At 71.1% G+C, this 19,981-nt stretch carries 13 protein-coding genes and 1 pseudogene; 8 read left to right on the plus strand and 6 right to left on the minus strand.

The features are described 5' to 3' along the window. A pseudogene (locus AB0K60_RS31845) lies at nt 1-198 on the minus strand (glycine/betaine ABC transporter substrate-binding protein); the annotation flags it as partial. A 711-nt stretch (nt 199-909) separates the two neighbouring features. Here AB0K60_RS31845 and AB0K60_RS31850 point away from each other — a divergent pair. Together AB0K60_RS31850 and AB0K60_RS31855 are read left to right on the plus strand one after the other, a co-directional pair. Continuing rightward, nucleotides 910-3,921 carry a sensor histidine kinase gene (locus AB0K60_RS31850; protein ID WP_364063590.1) on the plus strand — a complete coding sequence of 1,004 codons (3,012 nt, stop codon included), beginning with the start codon at nt 910-912 and terminating at the stop codon, nt 3,919-3,921. A 57-nt stretch (nt 3,922-3,978) separates the two neighbouring features. After that, a complete protein-coding gene (locus tag AB0K60_RS31855; RefSeq protein WP_364063593.1) occupies nt 3,979-4,389 on the plus strand; it encodes a DUF742 domain-containing protein in 411 nt (136 codons plus the stop codon). Between the two features lie 120 nt (nt 4,390-4,509). Here AB0K60_RS31855 and AB0K60_RS31860 read toward each other — a convergent pair whose 3' ends face one another. Next, nucleotides 4,510-5,016, minus strand: coding sequence for a MarR family transcriptional regulator (locus AB0K60_RS31860; RefSeq protein ID WP_364063596.1), 507 nt, complete (start codon nt 5,014-5,016; stop codon nt 4,510-4,512). Further along, nucleotides 5,013-6,506 carry an MFS transporter gene (locus AB0K60_RS31865; RefSeq protein ID WP_364063599.1) on the minus strand — a complete coding sequence of 498 codons (1,494 nt, stop codon included), beginning with the start codon at nt 6,504-6,506 and terminating at the stop codon, nt 5,013-5,015. The genes AB0K60_RS31860 and AB0K60_RS31865 overlap by 4 nt, the downstream gene beginning before the upstream one ends. Nucleotides 6,507-6,630: 124 nt before the next feature. Between AB0K60_RS31865 and AB0K60_RS31870 the strand changes: the two genes are divergently transcribed. The 3 genes from AB0K60_RS31870 to thrS all read left to right on the plus strand — a co-directional run bounded on the left by AB0K60_RS31870 (nt 6,631) and on the right by thrS (nt 11,427). Further along, the gene (locus AB0K60_RS31870; protein WP_364063602.1) at nt 6,631-7,968 is read left to right on the plus strand and encodes a glycosyltransferase family 4 protein; all 1,338 of its coding nucleotides are present in this window, start codon (nt 6,631-6,633) and stop codon (nt 7,966-7,968) included. 269 nt (nt 7,969-8,237) lie between these two features. Further along, nucleotides 8,238-8,936 carry a glycoside hydrolase family 25 protein gene (locus AB0K60_RS31875; protein ID WP_364063605.1) on the plus strand — a complete coding sequence of 233 codons (699 nt, stop codon included), beginning with the start codon at nt 8,238-8,240 and terminating at the stop codon, nt 8,934-8,936. Nucleotides 8,937-9,459: 523 nt separating this feature from the next. Further along, nucleotides 9,460-11,427: a threonine--tRNA ligase gene (gene thrS, locus AB0K60_RS31880; RefSeq protein ID WP_364063608.1), complete on the plus strand. Its 1,968-nt coding sequence runs from the start codon at nt 9,460-9,462 to the stop codon at nt 11,425-11,427. 840 nt (nt 11,428-12,267) lie between these two features. On the opposite strand, the gene AB0K60_RS31885 is transcribed toward thrS, so the two are convergent. Beyond that, nucleotides 12,268-12,630: an Asp23/Gls24 family envelope stress response protein gene (locus AB0K60_RS31885; protein WP_364063611.1), complete on the minus strand. Its 363-nt coding sequence runs from the start codon at nt 12,628-12,630 to the stop codon at nt 12,268-12,270. A gap of 70 nt (nt 12,631-12,700) precedes the next feature. Here AB0K60_RS31885 and AB0K60_RS31890 point away from each other — a divergent pair, with 70 nt between their 5' ends. From AB0K60_RS31890 to AB0K60_RS31900, 3 genes are all read left to right on the plus strand, one after another. Then, nucleotides 12,701-13,216, plus strand: a complete 516-nt coding sequence (locus tag AB0K60_RS31890; RefSeq protein WP_364063614.1) for a hypothetical protein — start codon at nt 12,701-12,703, stop codon at nt 13,214-13,216. Between the two features lie 360 nt (nt 13,217-13,576). Beyond that, complete coding sequence (locus AB0K60_RS31895) at nt 13,577-13,729, plus strand: hypothetical protein (protein ID WP_364063616.1); 153 nt, start codon at nt 13,577-13,579, stop codon at nt 13,727-13,729. A gap of 418 nt (nt 13,730-14,147) precedes the next feature. After that, on the plus strand, nt 14,148-14,702 hold the full coding sequence (locus AB0K60_RS31900) for an HIT domain-containing protein (RefSeq protein ID WP_364063619.1): 555 nt from the start codon (nt 14,148-14,150) through the stop codon (nt 14,700-14,702). A gap of 546 nt (nt 14,703-15,248) precedes the next feature. Here AB0K60_RS31900 and AB0K60_RS31905 read toward each other — a convergent pair. Next, on the minus strand, nt 15,249-17,651 hold the full coding sequence (locus AB0K60_RS31905) for a hypothetical protein (RefSeq protein WP_364063622.1): 2,403 nt from the start codon (nt 17,649-17,651) through the stop codon (nt 15,249-15,251). A gap of 649 nt (nt 17,652-18,300) precedes the next feature. Then, nucleotides 18,301-19,893, minus strand: coding sequence for a family 10 glycosylhydrolase (locus tag AB0K60_RS31910; RefSeq protein WP_364063625.1), 1,593 nt, complete (start codon nt 19,891-19,893; stop codon nt 18,301-18,303). Nucleotides 19,894-19,981: the final 88 nt, after the last annotated feature.

The raw sequence follows: 19,981 nt of genomic DNA on the forward strand, positions 1-19,981 counted from the left end.
CGCCGCGTTCGCCTCGTACCCCACCCACGGGTTGATCGCGATCTTCACCGTCCCGCCGGACGAGGCCCCGCCCGACCCGCCGGCCGACGGAGCCGTGGACGCTCCGGACGTGGATCCCCCGCTCACCGTGGCGCCGCCGCACCCGGTCGCGGCGAGGGAGAGCAAGAGCGCTCCGGCGAGGAGCCGAATTCGTCGCATATGTCGTGTCCTCCAGAGGCGTGGGCCCGGCGTCGGGGCTCCGCCAGTCACAATCCGCCAGTACAAACCGCCAGTGCAAGCCAGCAACAAACCGTCGGTAACGGTCCAGTCGCCTGTCGTGGTCGACGCTCCCACCGGAGGTTCCCGACTGTGCCCTGACAGGCGGAGCGAAAGTTTCTTCCGCCCGACCGGCATGGTCGCGCCGATGTGGAGGTGTCTGAGCCTACGAGCACTCCGCGTGAGGGTAGGGCAAAACGCCAGGAATTTGGATGCTGTGATCGTTCGAAGATAGGCATCGTGCCCGTCCCGTAATATTCCCCACTACAGTAGGGAATGTTCTCGGGCGAATCTTGGGGCGGATCCGGATGTCCGCAACCCCGGGTCGAAAGTTGGGACTCCAGCTTTCTGGTAATGAAGGGTGTCAGATCCCTTTTATCGTGACTACGTTCAACTTGGTACGCCTGGTATTGGTGTGCTCAAATTGCTCCCCTAACTGGCTTCTTCAGGGGCCGCTTGGATGACCATGACGGGCGTTCCTCTGTGGGCCGAGGTCGGCGAGAGGTCGGACCTGGCGTGAGTAGTAGTTACGTACCCTCCACCGGAGGCAAACCCGGTGACGCCCCACCCCCGGGCGTCCCGCAGGCGAGTCCGCGTGCCGCCCGGCAGGGGGCGCCGCCGGAGGCTCCGGGTGAGCGACCGGGAGTGTTCAGCGTGCGCAACTGGCGAGTGCGCACGCGACTGATCGCGCTCATCCTGGTGCCCACCGTCGCGGTGGTGCTGATCGGCGGATTCCAGGTGGCGTCGGCGATGGGAGCCGCCAACGACTTCCAGCGGGTCAACCAGCTCGCGGAGTTCGTCGATCGCGTGTCGGCGCTCAGCCACGAACTGGAGGCGGAGCGCGACCTGACCGCGATGCACATCGCCCGGGGCCACCCCGAGGCGGAGAAACCCGACGTGGACGCGCAGATGGCCAGGGTGGACGGCGCCGCCGCCGCGGTGCGGTCGTCCGCCTCGGTGCTGCAGACCAACATCACCGGACGCACCGCCGACGAGGTGGCCACGGTGATCAACCGCGTCGGGGACCTGTCGGCGCTGCGCAAGCAGGCCATGGGCAAGCAGCTGCTGCCGGACGCCGCGTTCGGCCAGTACTCGCTGATCATGGACGACCTGCTGTCCCTCTACGACGAGCTGGGCAAGGGCAGCAACGACGACGTCCTGTTCGGCGGCGCGATCCAGCTTGAATCGTTCACCAAGGCCAAGGAGGCCCTGTCCCGGCAGCGCGGCCTGCTCGCCGTGGTCATCACAGCCGGGCGGTTCGAGCAGAAGCAGATGCAGGACTTCCTCGGCGCGCTGTCGGACGAGGAGGCCGAGCGCCGCGCCTTCACCTCCGAGGCGAGCCGGGCCGACCGGCGCTTCTACGACGAGAACGTCAACGGCAGCGTCGCCGACCGGGCCAACTTCCTGCGTCAGCTCGTGCTGATCCGGGCCACCTCCGGCGCGAGCCTGAAGGGCCTGGACCTGACGCGCGGCAAGACCGACGACGCGCGCGAGTGGTACACCGCCGTCACCAAGGTCATCGACGGCATGCGCAAGGTCGAGGAACGGCAGATGCAGGCCATCCTGGCCCGCAGCGCCGACCTGGAGGCCAGCGAGCGCGGCTCGGCCTTCGTCCTCGCCGGCGTCGTGGTCGCCATCCTCGTCGTCGTCCTGCTGGTCACCACCGGCGTCGCCCAGTCCCTGGTACGCCCGCTGCGCCGGCTGCGCAGCGACGCGCTGGACGTCGCCCTCCGGCGCCTGCCCGAGGTCGTCCAGAAACTGCGCGACAGCTCCACCGACGCGCCGCCCCCCGACGTCGCCCCGATCGGAATCTTCTCCAAGGACGAGATCGGCGAAGTGGCGCGGGCGTTCGACGAGGTCCACCGCGAGGCGGTCCGCCTGGCGGGCGACGAGGCCCGCCTGCGCAGCAACATCAACGCGATCTTCGTCAACCTCTCCCGGCGCAGCCAGACGCTCGTCGAGCGCCAGTTGTCGCTGATCGAGCGGCTGGAGCAGGGCGAGGAGAACGAGCGGCGGCTCGCCGACCTGTTCACCCTCGACCACCTCGCGACCCGCATGCGGCGCAACAGCGAGAACCTGCTGGTCCTCGCCGGCCAGGAGGCCGTGCGCCGGCGCAGCGAGCCGGTCGAGCTGATGGACGTGGTGCGCGCCTCGCTGTCGGAGGTCGAGAACTACGAGCGCGCCGTGCTGCGCCTGCAGTCGGAGGTCGCGCTCGCCGGGCAGGCCGTCAACGACGTCGTGCACCTGCTCGCCGAGCTGATCGAGAACGCGCTGTGGTTCTCCCCGGCCGACACCAAGGTCTTCATCTCCAGCAACCGGATCGACGGCAGCGGAGTGATGATCTCGGTGACCGACCAGGGCATCGGCATGGCCCCGGAGGAGCTGGCCCAGGTGAACTGGCGGCTGGCCGACCCGCCGGTGGTGGACGTGGCCGCCTCCCGCCGCATGGGCCTGTTCGTGGTCGGCCGCCTGGCGCTGCGGCACGGCATCCGGGTGCAACTGCGCACCCAGGACGCCGGAGGTCTCACCGCCATGGTGCTGATCCCGGAGAGCCTGGTCGTGCCGATCCCCGGCACGTACCCCGGCATGCCGCAGGCGACGCACGCCGGACCGACCCTCCACCCCGGGCAGTCGTTCCAGCAGGGGCTCCCCGGCCCCTCGTTCGGACCACCCGGCCCGGCCCCGCTGGCGGGCGCGTCAAGCGGGATGGGCGGCGGTGTCGGCGGCGGCATGGGCGGCGGGATGGGCGGTCCGATGAGCGGCCCGTCCGCGCTGCCGGGCGCCGCCGCGCACAGCGGCGCGGGCCCGCAGACCGGCGACTCCTTCAACCTGGACCGGCTGCGGCCGTTCACGCCGCAGGAGCCGCCGCATCTCAACGCGCCCTGGCCGGGCGCCGAGACGCTGGACCCGCCGTCCGAGGTGGGCCACGGCACGTCGGCATGGCCGGAACTCCCGCCCGCGCAGGGCGGCTCCGGCGGATTCGCCGACCGCCCGTCCTTCCAGCCGGTCGCCCCCGGCCGCCCGGGGACCGGCCCGCAGGGCGGCAACGGATGGGGCTCGTCCTCGTCCGGCGACTGGGGCACCTCCGCGAGCGGCGAGTGGGGCGCCGGTGCGGAGTCGTCCGAGGGCCTGCGCGACAAGGCGCAGGACAAGTCCCAGGAGAAGGCCGACGAGTATCTGCCCATTTACGCCGAGGTCGAGTCGAACTGGTTCCAGCGCTCCACGCACACCTCGGGCGCCGAATCCTCGGGGTCCTCAAGCTCCTCAAGCTCCTCAAGCTCCTCGGGCTCCTCGGGCTCACGGACGCGTAAGGGCGACGGCTCCGCGGCGGGCTGGTCCTCGCCCGCGGACGTCGGATGGCGGGCGGCGCAGTCGGTCGCCGAGCCCGCGAAGGGCGGCATGACGGCGGGCGGGCTGCCCAAACGCGTGCCGAAGGCGAACCTCGTCCCCGGCACGGCGAGCGTGGGCGCCGCTCCCTCGGCTCCGCAGCAGCGGCCCCGCCTGTCGCCCGACCGCATGCGCAGCCGCCTGTCGAGCTACCAGTCGGGCCTGCGCCGGGGACGCGACGCCATCCGCCGCGAGGGCGCGGGCGCCGCGGCCGACGGCGGCGGCTCGGGCGGCTCGAACGGGTCAAGCGGCTCGGGAGGCGAGGAGAGCGCCGATTGATCCGAGGGCGAACGCGAGTCTGTTACCCCCGCACAAGATGTGACAGGAGATAACGCGGTGTCAGGTGGATCCTGGAACCCCCCGGAGCGCCCCTACGGAGGCGGCGCCTACCGGCAGGAGCCGCAGGAGTCGAGGTCCTCGCTGGTGCGGATGTATACCGTCACCGGTGGCCGGACCGCTCCGCGCATGCAACTGGCGATGGAGGCGCTGGTCTCCTCGGCCACGTCCATCCAGCTCGGCCTCAACTACTCGCGCGAATACCGCGCGATCAGCCAGCTCTGCCTCCAGGTGCGTTCGGTGGCGGAGATCTCGGCGCTGCTGTCCATGCCCCTCGGCGTGGCGCGCGTGCTGGTCGCCGACATGGCCAACGAGGGCCTGGTACGCGTCTACCAGCCGCAGCTGGAGACCAGCGGCAAGCCCAACCGGGATCTGCTCGAACGGGTCCTGACCGGCCTGCGCAGGCTGTGACCCGGCCGGCGGGCGCGTCCGGAATCGCCGGACGCGCCCGCCGACGGCCGGTGCGGACCGGGAACGTTCCACGGCCCGCGCGCCGCCACCCGACGGACAGGCCGCCGCACCCGGCGGGCGTCACCGGCCGATCGGCCGCCGCTCCGGCGGGCGTACATCCGTGCCGCCGAGCAGCCCGGACAGGATCCGGTCCAGCTCGGCCAGATCGGCCGCGTCGAGGGCGAGCAGCGGCTCGGGAGGCTCGCCGAGCACGCGCTCGGCGGTCGCCGCGGCCCGTGCGCCCGCGGGCGTCACGGCGACGATCTTGGAACGGCGGTCGGTGGGATGCGCGGTGCGTTCGACGAGGCCGCGCCGTTCGAGGTCGTCGACGACCACGGTCGTGTACGGCGCGTCGATCATCAGATCGGCGGCGAGGGCGCGCATGGTCATCGCCCCGGCGGCGAGATGCAGCAGCGCCTTGACGCGAATGTAGCTCATGTCCAGCGCGTCGCAGGCAGCCTTCCGCCGGTCGTGGAGGTCGAGGACGAGGGCGCGCATGCCCTGCCAGACGCGCGCGGCGCTCTCGAAACGCCGCGCGTCGGCCGCGAGACCGCCGGGGATGCCCGGAACATGGTCGTTGTCGCTCATGGCGGTCGAACATCACCTCTGGGGGGAGATCCGGAGGACATTCTTTCGCCCGGATGACCGGTATCGCGGTCGTCGTCATGAAAAAGGCGCTCGGCGACGCGGGCCGCGGTGGCGCGGGCCCGCCGGCCGGTGGTGAGGACGCCGAGGGTCAGCACGAGCGCGCCGTACCCCACCGAGATCCACCAGACCGCGTGGCTCGCGCCGGTGAAGGCGGGGCCGTGCGGCACGGCGACCGAGGAGGCCACGATCGACCCGGCGATCGCCACGCCGAAGGACTGGCCCACCTGGCGGCTGGTGGAGGAGATGGCGGCGGCGAGACCGGCCTGGGAGCGCGGCATCCCGGACACGGCCGTGTTGGTGATCGGGGCGTTGACCAGGCCGAAGCCGACGCCGAACACCACGTACGCGGCGAACAGCGCGGGCACCGGGGTCCCGGGCGTGATCAGGGTGAGCAGCAGGCCGCCGATCGTGAGCATGCTCCCGGCGATCACCAGCGGGGGACGCGGGCCGTACGCGGCCACCGTGCGGCCGGAGACGACGGAGAACACCAGCATGGCCAGGGCCATCGGCAGGGTGTAGAGCCCGGCCTGCAGCGGCGACAGGTCGCGGACGTTCTGCAGGTACAGGGTGTTGATGAACAGGAAACCGCCGAGCGCGGCGAACGCGCACCACGCGATGGCCGCCGCGCCCGAGAACGGCACGCTGCGGAAGAACCGCAGGTCGATCAGCGGCTCGTGCCGCCGCGGCTCGTACCACACCAGGACGGCGGCGGCGAGCGCGGCGACGCCGAAGCAGCCCAGGATCAGTGGCGAGCCCCAGCCGTCGTTGGGCCCCTCGATGATGCCGAAGCACAGCGCGATGAGCAGCACCATGACCAGCGCCTGCCCGAGCGGGTCGATGCGGCGCGGACGGGCGGCCTTCGACTCCGGCACGATCAGCGCGGTCAGGACGATCGCCGCCACGCCGATGGGCGCGTTGATCCAGAAGATGGCGCGCCAGTCCAGCGTCTCCACGAGCAGACCGCCCGCGAGCGGCCCCGCCGCCATGCTGATGCCGCCGATGCCGCCCCAGACGCCCAGGGCGCGGGCGCGCTCGCGCGGCTCGGTGAAGACGTTGGTGACGATCGACACGGCGACCGGGTTGAGCATCGAGCCGCCGGCCGCCTGGAGCATGCGGAAGGCGACCAGCCAGCCCAGGCTCGGCGCGACGCTGCACAGCAGCGAGCCGAGCGAGAACAACGCGAGCCCGATCTGGAAGACCCGTCGCCTGCCGACCCGGTCGGCGGTCGAGCCGGACAGCATCAGCAGGCCGCCGACCACCAGGGTGTAGGCGTCCACCGTCCACTGCAGGCCGGAGATGGGCGCGCGCAGGTCCCGGCCGATCGCGGGCAGCGCGACGTTAACGATCGTGCCGTCGAGGGCGACGATGAACAGGCTCGTGCAGCAGATGAGCAGCACGGCCATGCGCCGGCGGCGGCTCGGCTCGGTCACGGTGACACCAATCATTACAGGAACACAACTGTTGGGAGCTTATAACTAGCTTTACCTGCTGCTGAGACCGCCCTGAAGTGGCGCACCGGCCTTCTTTCGAGCGGGCTCAATAGCGTGAGGCGACATGAGCTTGGATCTGAGCGTGGATCACGGCGCTCTCGGCAGGGCCTGGCCCCGGCTTCCTCTGTTCCCTCCCCCCGAGGGCGCCGGCCACGCCCCGGCGGAGCCGCCGACCGGGCCCGTCGGCGGGCTGACCATCCGCTACCTGCTGCTGCACGCCTACGGCATGGGCGGCACGATCCGCACGGTCTTCAACCAGGCCGGGGAGATGGCCCGGCTCGGCCACCGGGTCGAGATCGTCAGCGTGGTACGGCGGCGCGACGAGCCCTGCCTCCCGCTCGACCCCGGGGTGCGCCTGGTCACCCTGCTGGACCGGCGCGGGGGGCCGGGCGGGGCGGGTCCGGCGGGGTGGGGGCCCGGCAGGCGCGCCCTGGCGAGACTGCGGCGGTCGATCGTGCCGGGCGGCGAGTTCGCCGCCGACTGGTTCGACGCGGAGGTGGAGCGGGCCGTGCTGCGGTACGTCTCACGCCTGGAGGACGGCGTCCTGGTCGGCACCCGGCCCGGCGTCAACCTGCTGATCGCCCGCGCCGCCGGCGATCGCCGCAGGCGGCGCGGCGGGCCGGGGTCGCCCGTCCTGGTCGCCCAGGAGCACATGAACCTCGCCACCCATCGCCCGGACGTCCGGGCCGCGATCGTCCGCGCGTATCCGCGTTTCGACGCCGTCGTGGTGCTCACCCACGCCGACCGGCGGCACTACCAGGGGGCGCTGCCCGGGACGCGGGTCGTGCGCATCCCCAACGCGGTGCGCGGCCTGAACCAGCGGGTGTCCCGGCAGACCGCGAGGACGGTGGTCGCGGCGGGGCGGCTGTGCCACCAGAAGGGATTCGACCTGCTCCTGCCCGCCTTCGCCAAGGTCCTGCGGGAGTTCCCCGACTGGCGGCTGCGGATCTACGGCACCGGGCCGAGGCTGCGGCGGCTGGGCGAGCTCGCCCGGGAACTGCGGCTGGGCGACGGCGTACGGCTGATGGGCCGCACCGACCGGCTCGACGAGAGGCTCGCCGAGGCGTCGCTGTTCGTGCTGAGCTCGCGGTTCGAGGGGCTGCCGATGGTGCTGATCGAGGCGATGTCGCACGGGCTGCCGGTGGTCGGCTTCGACTGCCCGACCGGGCCCGCCGACGTCATCGTGCACGGCGAGAACGGCCTGCTGGTGCCGCCCGAGGACGTGGACGGCCTCGCCGAGGCGATGATCACGCTGATCCGGGACAGGGAGCTGCGGCTGTGCATGGGCAAGGCGGCCCTGCGGACGGTCGCGGACTACTCCCCGGCGGCCGTCATGCCCCGGTGGCACGGGCTGTTCACCGAGCTCGCCGCGCGGCCCGCCGGAAACCGCCCCCGCGCGTGAAGGCGGCCCTGCGGACGGTCGCGGACTACTCCCCGGCGGCCGTCATGCCCCGGTGGCACGGGCTGTTCACCGAGCTCGCCGCGCGGCCCGCCGGGGACCGCCCCCACGCGTGAAGCCGGGCTCACCCGTACGTGCTTTCACCCCCGGCCGATGGCTTCGTACGGTGATGCGACACTCTCGGAGCGTGTGTCCTGCCGGATTTTGTGGGTCTTGCCAGCTAAAATCGGACTAATTGATCTTAGTTGGGATTCTCTGGGCGGGGGCCGCGCTTGCTGAAGGGCATCGACGTCTCGAACTGGCAGCGCCGCGTCGACTGGCGGGCGCACGCCGATCGCGGCGTCGCCTTCGCCTTCGCCAAGGCCACCGAGGGCGACGAGTTCCTCGACCCGTGGTTCGAGCGCAACTGGGAGGGCATGCGCGAGCACTGGATCGTGCGCGGCGCGTACCACTTCGCCCGGCCCGGCGGCAAGAACCCCGAGGAACAGGCGGTGCACTTCCTGCGGGCCCTGCGCCGCGCAGCCGCGGCCGCGGGACGGTCCGGGTTCGGCCTGCGACACGGCGACCTGCTCGCCCTCGACCTGGAGACCAACGACAGGCGCAAACCGCACGAGGTCGCGCGTTTCGCCCGCCGCTGGTGCGCCGCGGTGATCCAGCTCACCGGAGTGCGGCCCTTCATCTACACGCACTACGCCTTCGCCTACGACGGCCACTGCGAAGGGCTCGGCGTACTCCCGCTCTGGATCGCCGCCCCCGGCCGCCCCAAAGGCGACCCCTTGGTCCCCGACCCCTGGGAGACGTGGACGATCCACCAGTACGCCAACAGCCCCGTCGACAAGAACGTCTTCGACGGCACCCGCGGCGAGCTCACCCGCTACGGCAAGCGCCGCAGACGCCGGGGACGCGGGCGCTACCGAGGCAGGGACGGCGAGCGCTCCGGCCGCGGTCGCGACCGCAGAAACGACAGGTGACCCTTTCCATACATGGACGAGTACGCGGACGGAAAAAGGACTCCTTCCGCGGCCCGTCCACCCGGCCTGCACGGACCGGCCACCCGGCCCGCATGGAATCGGCGGACCTCGGCTCGACCTGCGACGACGCAGGCCACGCCGCCCCCGCATCCGCCCGTCCCCGGCCTGCCCCGCCGCGACCCGCGCCGCCGGACGGGCGGGCAGAGGCGGTGATCGGGCGGGGGGAGGCGGTGATAACGCGTACGCGGCGGTCGGCACGAGGGCTATGATTGGACCCATGCCAGCAGCCGCGTTTCTAACGACCACGCCGGGCCAGGCCCGGCGGTGTGGTCGCGTGCGCTGACGGAAGCGGCGCGAGCCGATGCCCCGGGAGCGGTCCCGGGGTTTTGCCTTTCCTGGGCCCGCTCTCCCCAGCCCAAGGAGAGAGGAGCGAGCAATGGCGCCGGTTGTATCCGGTGATGACCACGACTCGGTACCATCAATGCCCAGCGAATCCGCCCCATCGTCCGATCAGGGAGTCCGTGTGTCCACCGTGTCTGAGTTCCGCATCACCCTCGACGGAGACGAGCGTGTGGTGGCGGCGGGCACCACGGCGGGGGAGGCGCTGGACGCCGACGGCCGCAGCGTGATCGCCGCCCGGGTGAACGGCCAGGCGCGCGACCTCGCGCACCCGCTCGCCGAGGGCGACGTGGTCGAGTCCGTCACGATCGACTCGGAAGAAGGCCGGGCGATCATGCGGCACTCGACCGCGCACGTCATGGCCCAGGCCGTACAGGACCTGTTCCCGGAGGCCAAGCTCGGCATCGGCCCGCCGGTGGAGAACGGGTTCTACTACGACTTCGACGTGGCGCAGCCGTTCACCCCGGAGGATCTCAAGCGCATCGAGAAGCGCATGCGGGAGATCGTCAAGCAGGGGCAGGAGTTCCGCCGCCGCCCGGTCTCCGACCAGGACGCGCGCCAGGAGTTGGCCGGCGAGCCGTACAAGCTGGAGCTGATCGGGCTCAAGGGCGGCGCCTCCGACGAGGAGAGCGTGGAGGTCGGCGGCGGTGAGCTGACCATCTACGACAACATCGACCCCAAGTCCGGCGACCTGCGCTGGAAGGACCTGTGCCGGGGGCCGCACGTGCCCTCCACCCGGGTCATCCCCGTGTTCAAGCTGATGCGCAGCGGCGGCGCCTACTGGCGCGGCAGCGAGAAGAACCCGCAGCTGCAGCGCATCTACGGCACCGCGTGGGAGTCCAAGGAGCGGCAGGACGAGTACCTGCACATGCTGGAGGAGGCCGAGAAGCGCGACCACCGCAAGCTCGGCGCCGAGCTGGACCTGTTCTCCTTCCCGTCGGAGATCGGCGGCGGGCTGGCCGTGTGGCACCCCAAGGGCGGCGTCACCCGGCGGGTCATGGAGGAGTACTCCCGCCAGCGGCACGAGCGCGGCGGCTACGAGTTCGTCGTCACCCCGCATCTCACCAAGTCGACCCTGTTCGAGACGTCGGGGCACCTCGACTGGTACGCCGAGGGCATGTACCCCCCCATGGAGATGGAGGGGGCGACCTACTATCCCAAGCCGATGAACTGCCCCTTCCACATCATGATCTACAAGGCGAGGGGGCGTTCCTACCGCGAGCTGCCGCTGCGCATGTTCGAGCTCGGCACGGTCTACCGGTTCGAGAAGTCCGGCGTGCTGCACGGCCTGACCCGGGCCCGCGGCTTCACCCAGGACGACTCGCACATCTTCTGCGCCCCCGAGCAACTCGCCGACGAGCTCGCCTCGCTGCTGCAGTTCGTGATCGACCTGCTGCGCGACTACGGGCTCACCGAGTTCGAGGCCGAGCTGGCCACCCGGCCGGAGGAGAAGTACGTCGGCGAGCTGTGGGAGTGGGAGCAGGCCACCGAGGCGCTGCGGCACGCCCTGGAGAAGTCCGGCCTGCCGTACGTGGTCGCCGAGGGCGAGGGCGCGTTCTACGCACCCAAGATCGACGTGCACATCCGGGACGCGATCGGCCGCCGCTGGCAACTCTCCACCCTCCAGGTGGACCTGCAGATGCCACAGCGCTTCGACCTGGAATTCCAGGCGTCCGACGGCACCCGCCGCCGCCCGTACATGATCCACCGGGCGCTGTTCGGCTCCGTGGAGCGCTTCTTCGCGATCCTGCTCGAGCACTACGCGGGCGCACTGCCGCCGTGGCTCGCCCCGGTGCAGGTCGTCGGCATCCCGATCGCCGACGAACACGTGCCGCACCTGGAGCAGGTAGCGGCGAAGCTGCGCGACAAGGGCATCCGCGTCGAGGTGGACACCTCCTCCGACCGCATGCAAAAGAAGATCCGCAACGCCCAGAAGCAGAAGATCCCGTACATGCTGCTCGCGGGCGACGACGACGTCTCCAAGGGCGCGGTGTCCTTCCGCTACCGCTCCGGCGAGCAGAAGAACGGCGTCCCCATCGACGAGGCCATCGCCGAAATCGTCGACGCGGTGGACCGCCACATCCAGGTCTGACGACAACGATCCGGCCAACCGCCGCCCCCAAGCCCTGACGCCTCCCCGAGACGTCAGGCGGAGCGACCTCCAACACCGCCCTGAGCACCAAGGGCCCGCACCACCCGGACGGGCCCTTGGACGCACCCTCAGCCAGCGGATCCCGCAGACGACCGTCCACCTTGCGGTCAGCCGCATTCTCGTCGCGCAGTTCCACGAACGCCCATCTGCCGCGCGGTCCCGTGGCCGTTCATCGTGCGGTGGGGCGTCTTCTCGGCGCGCGGTTGCACGGACGGCCGTCTGCCGTGTGGATGCTGCGGACGGCCGTTCATCGTGCGATCGGGCGTATTCTCGCGCGCAGTTCCACGAACGCCCATCTGCCGCGCGGTCCCGTAGCCGTTCATCGTGCGGTCGGGCGTATTCCCGGCGCGCAGTTGCACGGACGCCCCTCTGCCGTGCGAGTTTCGTGGACGGCCGTCTGCTGTGTGGATGCCATCGACGGCCGTTCATCGCGCGGTCGGGCGTATTCTCGCGCGCAGTTCCACGAACGCCCATCTGCCGCGCGGTCCCGTGGCCGTTCATCGTGCGGTCGGGCGTATTCCCGGCGCGCAGTTGCACGAACGCCCGTCTGCCGTGCGAGTTTCGTGGACGGCCGTCTGCTGTGTGGATGCCATCGACGGCCGTTCATCGTGCGGTCGGGCGTCTTCTCGGCGCGCAGTTGCACGGACGGCCGTCTGCCGTGCGAATCCCATGGACGGCCGTTCGCCGTACGGTGTCCGCCGACGGCCGTCCATGCTCGTTCCCGGCCTCACCGCCGCTACCGGTCGAGAGGTGGTCGCGGGACCGGCCGGCGATGTCGGATTATTCGGGCTGGGCGGCTTCGGGCATGCGTACGTCGTCGACAGTGACGTTGACCTCCACCACCCGCAGACCCGCCATGAGACTGACCGCGCGGGCGACATTCGCCTTGACCTCGTTGGCGACATCCAGGATGACGCGGCCGTATTCGACCACGATGGAGATGTCGATCGCGACCTGGCGATCCTCAATCTCCACATGCACGCCCTGACCGGCTCGCCTGCCGCCGAACCTGGCGCGGTCGCGCACCGACTCCACGGCGCGCTCCGGTTCGCCGCCCATGGCGACGACGCCGGGCACCTCCATCGTGGCCAGCGCCACGACCTTCTCCACCACCTCGTCGGCCACCTTGATCCGACCCTTCACCACGGCCGCCGTGGGCCGCTGCGCGGCGGGTCGATCGGCGGTGGACTGTTCCGTGGTGGGCCGTTCAGCGGTGGACTGTTTCGACGCAGCCGCGCTCCGGCCGTGCGCCGTCGGCGTCGAGGCGGGCGAGGACGACGTGTCCGGCTCCGACGCGTTGGACAACCGCGTGGGGTACACGGGCGTGGACAGCGCAGGCGAGGACAACGCGGGCGAGGACAACATGGATAGCGACTCCGACGATGCGAGCCCGTTCGCGGAGAACCCGTTGGCCGAATGCTCCACCTGTGACGCCTCCGATGGCGTCATCAATGACGAGAATCCCGCCGAGGCGGCCTCCGAGGACATGCGCTCAGGTGCGGTGAGTTCGGAGGGCGTCGGCTTTGGTGATGGTTCCGGGGTTGGGAGGGCGTGCGAGGCGGTTTCGGAGGCGGTTTCGAGGGCGGTTTCGAGGGCGGTTTCGAGGGCGGTTTCGAGGGCGGTTTCAGTGGATGTGGAGTCGGATGTGGACCGGCCGGACGCCGCTGCCGTCTCGCGTGCCTGCTCGGAGGTCGGGACCCCGGCTGAGGCGGTTTCGGTGGATGAGTAGTCGGATGCGAATACGTCGGACGCCGTCGATGCCTCGGGCGACCGCTCCGGTGCCGGAAGCCCGGCTGAGGCGGTGTCGGTGGAGGTGTAGTCGGATGTGGCGAGTCCGGAGCGTGTCGGCTCCGGTGATGGTTCCGGGGTTGGGAGGGCGTGCGAGGCGGTGTCGGTGGATGTGTAGTCGGATGTGTAGTCAGATGCGGATAGGCCGGATGTTGCCGTCGTCTCGGGTGACCGCTCCGAGGCGGAAATATCGGATGAGTCCGAGTCCGTCGATGAGTGATCCGATGACGAGAACGCGGACCATGCCGTCTCCGATGAGGAGAACTCCGACGACGAGCGTTCGGACGGCGAGGATTCCGGCGTGGAGAAACTCGCGGAGGAGAGTCCCGATGAAGCGGAGACCGCCGGGCTGGTGATCTCCGGCGAGGAGGACTCCGATGAGGAGAAGTCCGATGAGGAGAAGTCCGATGAGGAGAAGTCCGAGTACGAGCGTCCGTACGACGACAGCCCATAGGACGAGAGCCCGGACAACGCCGAGGAGGAGGGCTCCGGGGACGAGAAGTCCAGGGAGGAGAGCTCGGCGGCGAGCGCCGACGCGGAGAGCGTCGGCGACGACAGAGCCGATGAGGCGGAGGAGGACGAGAGCGGGGAGGGCGGGTAGGTGCGCTCGTTGGCCGCGTCGTCGGCCGTGGGGGGCGTGCTCTCAGCCGGGTCCTCAGCGGCGATGACTTCGGTCATTTAACGCTCCTTCGGGTGCGTTTGCGCAGCGATTGGGATTTTGCCGGAAAGTTCTCGCCCTTGTCCCTGCATATGGCAGTCACCGCCCCTCGGGCGACCGGGTGGAGCACGGACGGGGTGCGCCGGGCGGCGAAAGCCGCATTGCGGTCGTTTCTCAGGGGACACCGGCGCTCGGAGCCGCCGAAGGTGGTCCTATGCTGCATGACATGCAGGAGCCGATCGAGCAGGCGGGTGCGGGGGTACCGGACAACTTCCAGCGGTTGTGGACACCGCACCGAATGGCCTACATCAAGGGAGAGAACAAGCCGAGCGGCTCCGGAGCGGGAGACGGCTGCCCGTTCTGTGAGATCCCCAAGCTGAGCGACGCGGACGGCCTGATCATCGCGCGTGGCACCGCCGTCTTCGCCGTGCTCAACCTGTATCCGTACAACTCCGGCCACTTGATGATCTGCCCGTACCGGCACATCGCCGACTACGTGGAACTGAACGACGCCGAGACGGCCGAGCTCGCCGAGTTCACCAAGCGGGCCATCGAGGCCCTGCGCAAGGCCAGCGGCGCCCAAGGCTTCAACGTGGGCCTCAACCTGGGCCACGTCGCTGGCGCGGGCATCGCCGCCCACCTGCACCAGCACGTAGTCCCCCGCTGGGGCGGCGACACCAACTTCATGCCGATCGTCGGCCACACCCGCGTCCTCCCCCAACTCCTCCGCGAGACCCGCGAACTGCTCGCCAACGCCTGGCCCACCTGACCGCCCCCATCCGCAAGCCACGCGACGCAAGCCGTCGGCCCGGCAGGCGGGCCCCACGCCCAGCGAGGCCGCGGGCTGGGGGGCACCGTGCGGCGAGGTCGTGTTCGGCAGGGCCGTGTGCGCCGAGGTTCTGTGCGGCCAGGCCGTGCCCGGCGAAGCCGTGAGTTGCGAGGCCCTGTGCGGCCAGACCGTGCCCGGCAAAGCCGCGGGCTGGGGGGCACCGTGCGGCGAGGTCGTGTTCGGCAGGGCCGTGTGCGCCGAGGTTCTGTGCGGCCAGGCCGTCCCCGGCAAAGCCGCGGGCTGCGAGGCCGCGGGCTGCGAGGCCGCGTGCGGCAAGGTCGTGTCCGGCCGGGCCCGGTCCTGGCGGGCCGAAGGCGAGTGGATGTGGTCAGGGCCCACATCCGGGCTCGGCGTCGTCCGGATGCTCGGGGCGGACGATGTGGTCGATGTGGACGCGGGACGGCATGCCCGGGCCAGTGGTGCCGGGTGGAGGCATTCCGCTCGCGTCAGCCTGCTGTGGCGCTGTCGCGACATCTTGTTGTCCGCTCAGGCGAAGCCCGGGACCTTCTCGGCGACGCCGGGGCCGCCTGAAGGGCCCCCGGTGGGGCCGTCGGGAGGGGCGTCGGGGGGATTGCCCGGAGGATTGCCGGGCGGGGTGTCAGGGTCGCCGGAGGGACCTTCCAAGGAGTCGGGCGGCGGGTCGGCGGAGGACTGGGCGGGGGACTCGGCCGACGGTTGGGATGCCATCTGCTGCAGGGTGCTGATGCCGACCGCGAGGACCAGGGGGACGGTCAGGGCCAGGACCATGGAGAGGACGGCTACGCCCGAGTCGTTGACGAGGGTGCCGATGACGCCGGAGACGAGGGCTCCGATGAGGCCCGCCTTGAGCATGGGGGAGCGTTCGAGGACCAGGGGGACGACGCCCGCGCTGGCGGTTCCCGGGCGGAGCAAGGCGAAGATCAAGAAGGCCAGGGCGGTGACGACGATGGGCATGAGGTTCGGGCTCAGCATCGTGCGCAGCATGGCCTCGAGCTTGCGGATGATGACGGGCAGGAACGTGCCGTCGAAGATCTGGCCGACGAAGCGGCCGAGGTGGGTCTGGTCGGATGGAGGACGGAGGTAGTCGAGGTAGGCGATGGCCATCACCAGGACTCCTCCGGTCACGCAGAAGGCCCCCAGTTTGATGACCGAGACACGCTTCCCGGCGACCATGAGCGCCGTCACCGCGATGCCCGGCACGAAGGCGATCACGCCGCCGAAGTCGCTGCCGACGCCGGGCCAGCCGTCCAGCAGCATGGCGAACGCGCCGAGACCGGCGACGAGGGCGACCGCCGCGCGCCGCCGCCCGTAGGCGACCAGTCGTTCGGCGATCGCGGTGGTGAGCAGGAGCACCGAGGTGGCCAGCAGGGCGAAGGAGATGTTGCCCAGGCCGTAGTAGCGTCCGCCGACCACCGCCGTGTAGCCCATCAGGCCGTTGATTTGCAGGCTGGTGCCGGTGAGCAGGTCGCCGAGGAGGGTGGCCGCGGTGACCCCGGCGACCACGGAGGCGGCGCCGAGCGTGCTGCGCCGCCACGGCCCGATGAACGCGATCAGGGTGAGCAGGCCGGCGCAGGCCGCCACGCCGCCGACCAGCACGGGCGTGGGAGCCCCCGCGCGGTACCAGGGCAGCAGGTTGATCAGCGACGTGGAAACGGGGATCGAGGCCAGGAACAGCGCGGCGACGCGGACCCCGGTGAGCCCTCGACGGCGGCGCAGCAGCACGAAGCCGATCGCGTAGAACAGCACCTGGAGGATCGCCACCCCGGTGAAGAAGTACCCGGTGGTGTTGCGCACCGTCTGCCCGGCCAGGTCCGCCGTGCGCAGGATGCGCGTCGCCTCTTCCAGCGACGCTTGGGTGGTGAGCGTCCAGGGGACGCCGATGACCGAGGCGGGCACCTCGACGCCCGCCAGGGTGAGCATGGTGGCGGTGATGTCGGGGAGCAGCACGATGTGGTCGCGGTGGGTGGAGGTCGCGCCCACCAGATGGCCGGGGCCGCCCGGGGTGCGCCACATCGCCACCCGCAGGTGCGGGACGCCGCCGTGGTCGGAGAGCCCCGCCAGCAGGACGGACGTGTCCGGCGGCAGGTGGCCGAGCACCTCGCCGACCTTGGCGTCGGCGGCGGCGACCGCCGCGACGCGCGCGGCCGGGGCGAGCAGGTCGGGCTCCTTGGTGAGGACGTCGTTCACGAGATACGGGCGGATGAGGTCGTCGACGTCCACGGCGAGCAGGGGACAACGCGACCACTCGGCCGCCGGGAGCGCCGCCGGGGTGGCGGCGTAGACGTCCACCCGGCCGTCCTTGTCGGCCAGGGCGAGCGCGCCGCCCGGCCCTACGGCGGTGGTGCACCGCCCGGCCGCCCGAGCGGCGGCGCCCAACGTGCCCGCGCCGTACTGCGCACGCTCGGTCCACAGCCAGCCGAAGTACGGAATGACGGCCCCCGCCCCCTCCGCCTCGGGAGGCGGTGCCGCGCCGCAGGGCCCGCCGACCGCCGAGCGGATGCCCGCCGACACGGTCAGCCAGGCGTCGTAGGGGCACGAGGTCGTGGCGACCGCCCGCGGCGACAGGGTGCCGAGGCCGCTCTGCCCCGCGAGCCGCCACAAATTGGGCGTACGGACCGGATCAATGTCGTTCCAGTGCAGCCCTGGCACGCCGATCAGGGCCACCCGCCCCGACGCGCGTTCGGTGCCCGTCCGGGCCGCCGCTCCGGCCGTCAGGTGTGGTGAGGACGTGGTCGTGCTCAGGGTGGTGTGCAGCGCCGGGGCCACGTGTGCCGACGCGTGCTCGGCGTCCGTCCTGGCCGCCGCTCCGGCCACCAGGCCCGGCGAAGTCGCCGTCGTGCCGAGCGCCGGGGCCGGCCAGGCCAGGAGCCCCAACGCGATCACGGCCACCGCCGCCAGTATGCGCCTCACCGCTCGCCCTTCCTGCCCGTGTGACCGCCACCCGGTCACCCGACCATCATCCGTCCCGCCTCGCCCCGATCGGCACCCGTGCGCCGCCGCCCGAGCCCTCAGCCGAATTCGGCCGTCCACGGCCGTCATCGGCCGCGCGCTCGGACACCACGCAGCGCCCGGGTGCCCCCGGCCTGGGACACACTGACACACCCTGGCATAGCCGATCACCGGCTCAGCCACGTTTTCCGTCAGCTGTGGACAACGATTCGGACAGCGCCCGCGTGACGGGGCCGGGACGTCACACCACGTGCACGCGGAGGAGCGGACGGCGAGGAAAAGCGCCGGTCAGCCCCTTGCGGGAGCCCCGAGCCGGCACGGAAGGCGTCGCCTAGCACGGTCGGTCATCGGATCGGTGGCGTTCGCCGTCGGCTGTGGGCAACGGTCCGGGCGGCCGCCGCGTGGGCGAGGACGTGGTACACGGTGCGCCGGTCGGAGGGGACGGCGGTGATCACGGTGCCGGTCAACGGAAGGCGTCGCCTAGCACGGTCGGTCACCGGATCGGCGGCGTTCGCCGTCGGCTGTGGGCAGCAGTCCGGGCGGCCGCCGCGTGGGCGAGGATGTGGCACACGGCGGCCCGCCGGAGGGGACGGCGTGATTACGGCGTGGGTCAGCCGCCGACGGTGACGTGGGCCGGGGCGCTTTCATGCTGGAGCCGGTCCAGGGATGTCACGTAGTAGGTGCCGTTGCCCCGCAACGCGTAGGACTGCTCCGCGGCGCCGGTGGCCGGGACGACGGCGAGTAGGTTGCGTGCGGTGGCGGTGGCGCAGTCGTCGCCCTTGCCCGCCACACGGTAGACCGCGTAGGCGGCGGCACCGGGGGAGGAGCGCCAGCGCAGGGTGGAGTTCGCGGCCTGCAGGCCCGTGACCGGGGCGGGGGCCTTGCCGCCGCGTTCCTTCATCAGCGGCAGCAGGGCGGGACGGCGGTAGTAGTCGGCGACGATGCGGTCAAGGACCTTCAGCGGGTTGGTGGACAGCTGCTTGGCGCTGAAGTACACGTCGCCCTTCACCTCGGGATACTTGCGGTTCAGCGCGAGGTGGGCGGGCAGTTCGCCGGGCTTGGTCCAGGCGGGCTCGTCCTTGGTCCCGACTCGGTAGAGGGCCTGTCCGATGTACAGCTGCACGCCGGTGCCGCGGACCTCCCGCGCCCACCAGGGCAGCAGGGTCGAGTAGCTGGCCGTGCGGTGACTGCTCGACCAGTAGAGCTGCGGCAGGATGTAGTCGACCGTGCCCGTCTTGATCCAGGCCCGCGCGTCGGCGTAGATGGCGTCGTAGGCGGACATGCCGTTGGTGTCCGAGCCGGTCGGGTCCTGGGCCTTGTTGCGCCAGATGCCGAACGGGCTGATGCCGAACTTCACCTGGTTCTTGGTCTCGTGCACGGTCTTGTCGACCTGCGCGACGAGCGTGTTGACGTTGTCGCGGCGCCAGTCGGCCAGCGACTTGCCCTTGCCGTACTTCTTGTACGCGGCGGCGTCGTTGAACTTCGCCCCGCCGCTCGGGTACGGGTAGAAGTAGTCGTCGAAGTGGATGCCGTCCACGTCGTAGCGCTGCACGACGTCCTTGATGACCTTGGTGACGTGGTCGCGGACCTCGGGCAGGCCAGGGTTGTAGTAGATGCGGCCCTCGTATTTGACGACCCACTCCGGGTGCTGCCTGGCCGGGTGGTTCGCCGGGAGCCGGGAGGTGTTCGCGTCGTTCGCGGCGCGGTAGGGGTTGAACCAGGCGTGGAACTCCAGGCCGCGCTTGTGCGCCTCGGAGATGAGGAAGGGCAGCGGGTCCCATCCGGGGTCGCCGTCCGGCTTGCCGGTCAGGAACTCCGACCAGGGCTCCAGATCGGACTTGTAGAAGGCGTCGCCGGCGGGCCGTACCTGGACGAAGACGGCGTTGAGCCGGCGGCTGACGGCCTGGTCGAGGATGCGGACGTACTCGGCGCGCTGCCGGTCGGGGGACAGGCCGGTCTTCGACGGCCAGTCGATGTTGCGCACGGTCGCGATCCACACGCCGCGCAACTGGCGCTTGGGGAAGTCGGCGTCCGCCGGGCACCTGGGCGAGGTCGTCGCGGTCGTGGCGGACACGGCGCGGGCGGCGGCCGGGGAGTCCTTCCTCTTCTGCGGGTCCGCCTTCGCGTCCGGCCCGAACAGGTAGGCGACGCCGGTGGTGGCGACGGCGACGACGGTTGCGACAAACAGAGGACGCAGGTGCATGGTCCCCAAGTCTGGCACCGCCCCCGTCATGGTTCGGTCCGAAAACCCAAATGGATTTCTGTGCGTAAAGTGATTATTGTCCGTTTTT

The sequence above is a fragment of the Thermopolyspora sp. NPDC052614 genome, from assembly GCF_040678635.1.
GTDB lineage: Bacteria > Actinomycetota > Actinomycetes > Streptosporangiales > Streptosporangiaceae > Thermopolyspora.

Coding starts and splice junctions, on each gene's coding strand:
- AB0K60_RS31860 (WP_364063596.1), bottom strand. CDS start 5,016: ATGAGCGACAACGACCATGTTCCGGGCATCCCCGGCGGTCTCGCGGCC.
- AB0K60_RS31870 (WP_364063602.1), top strand. CDS start 6,631: ATGAGCTTGGATCTGAGCGTGGATCACGGCGCTCTCGGCAGGGCCTGG.
- AB0K60_RS31900 (WP_364063619.1), top strand. CDS start 14,148: ATGCTGCATGACATGCAGGAGCCGATCGAGCAGGCGGGTGCGGGGGTA.
- AB0K60_RS31910 (WP_364063625.1), bottom strand. CDS start 19,893: ATGCACCTGCGTCCTCTGTTTGTCGCAACCGTCGTCGCCGTCGCCACC.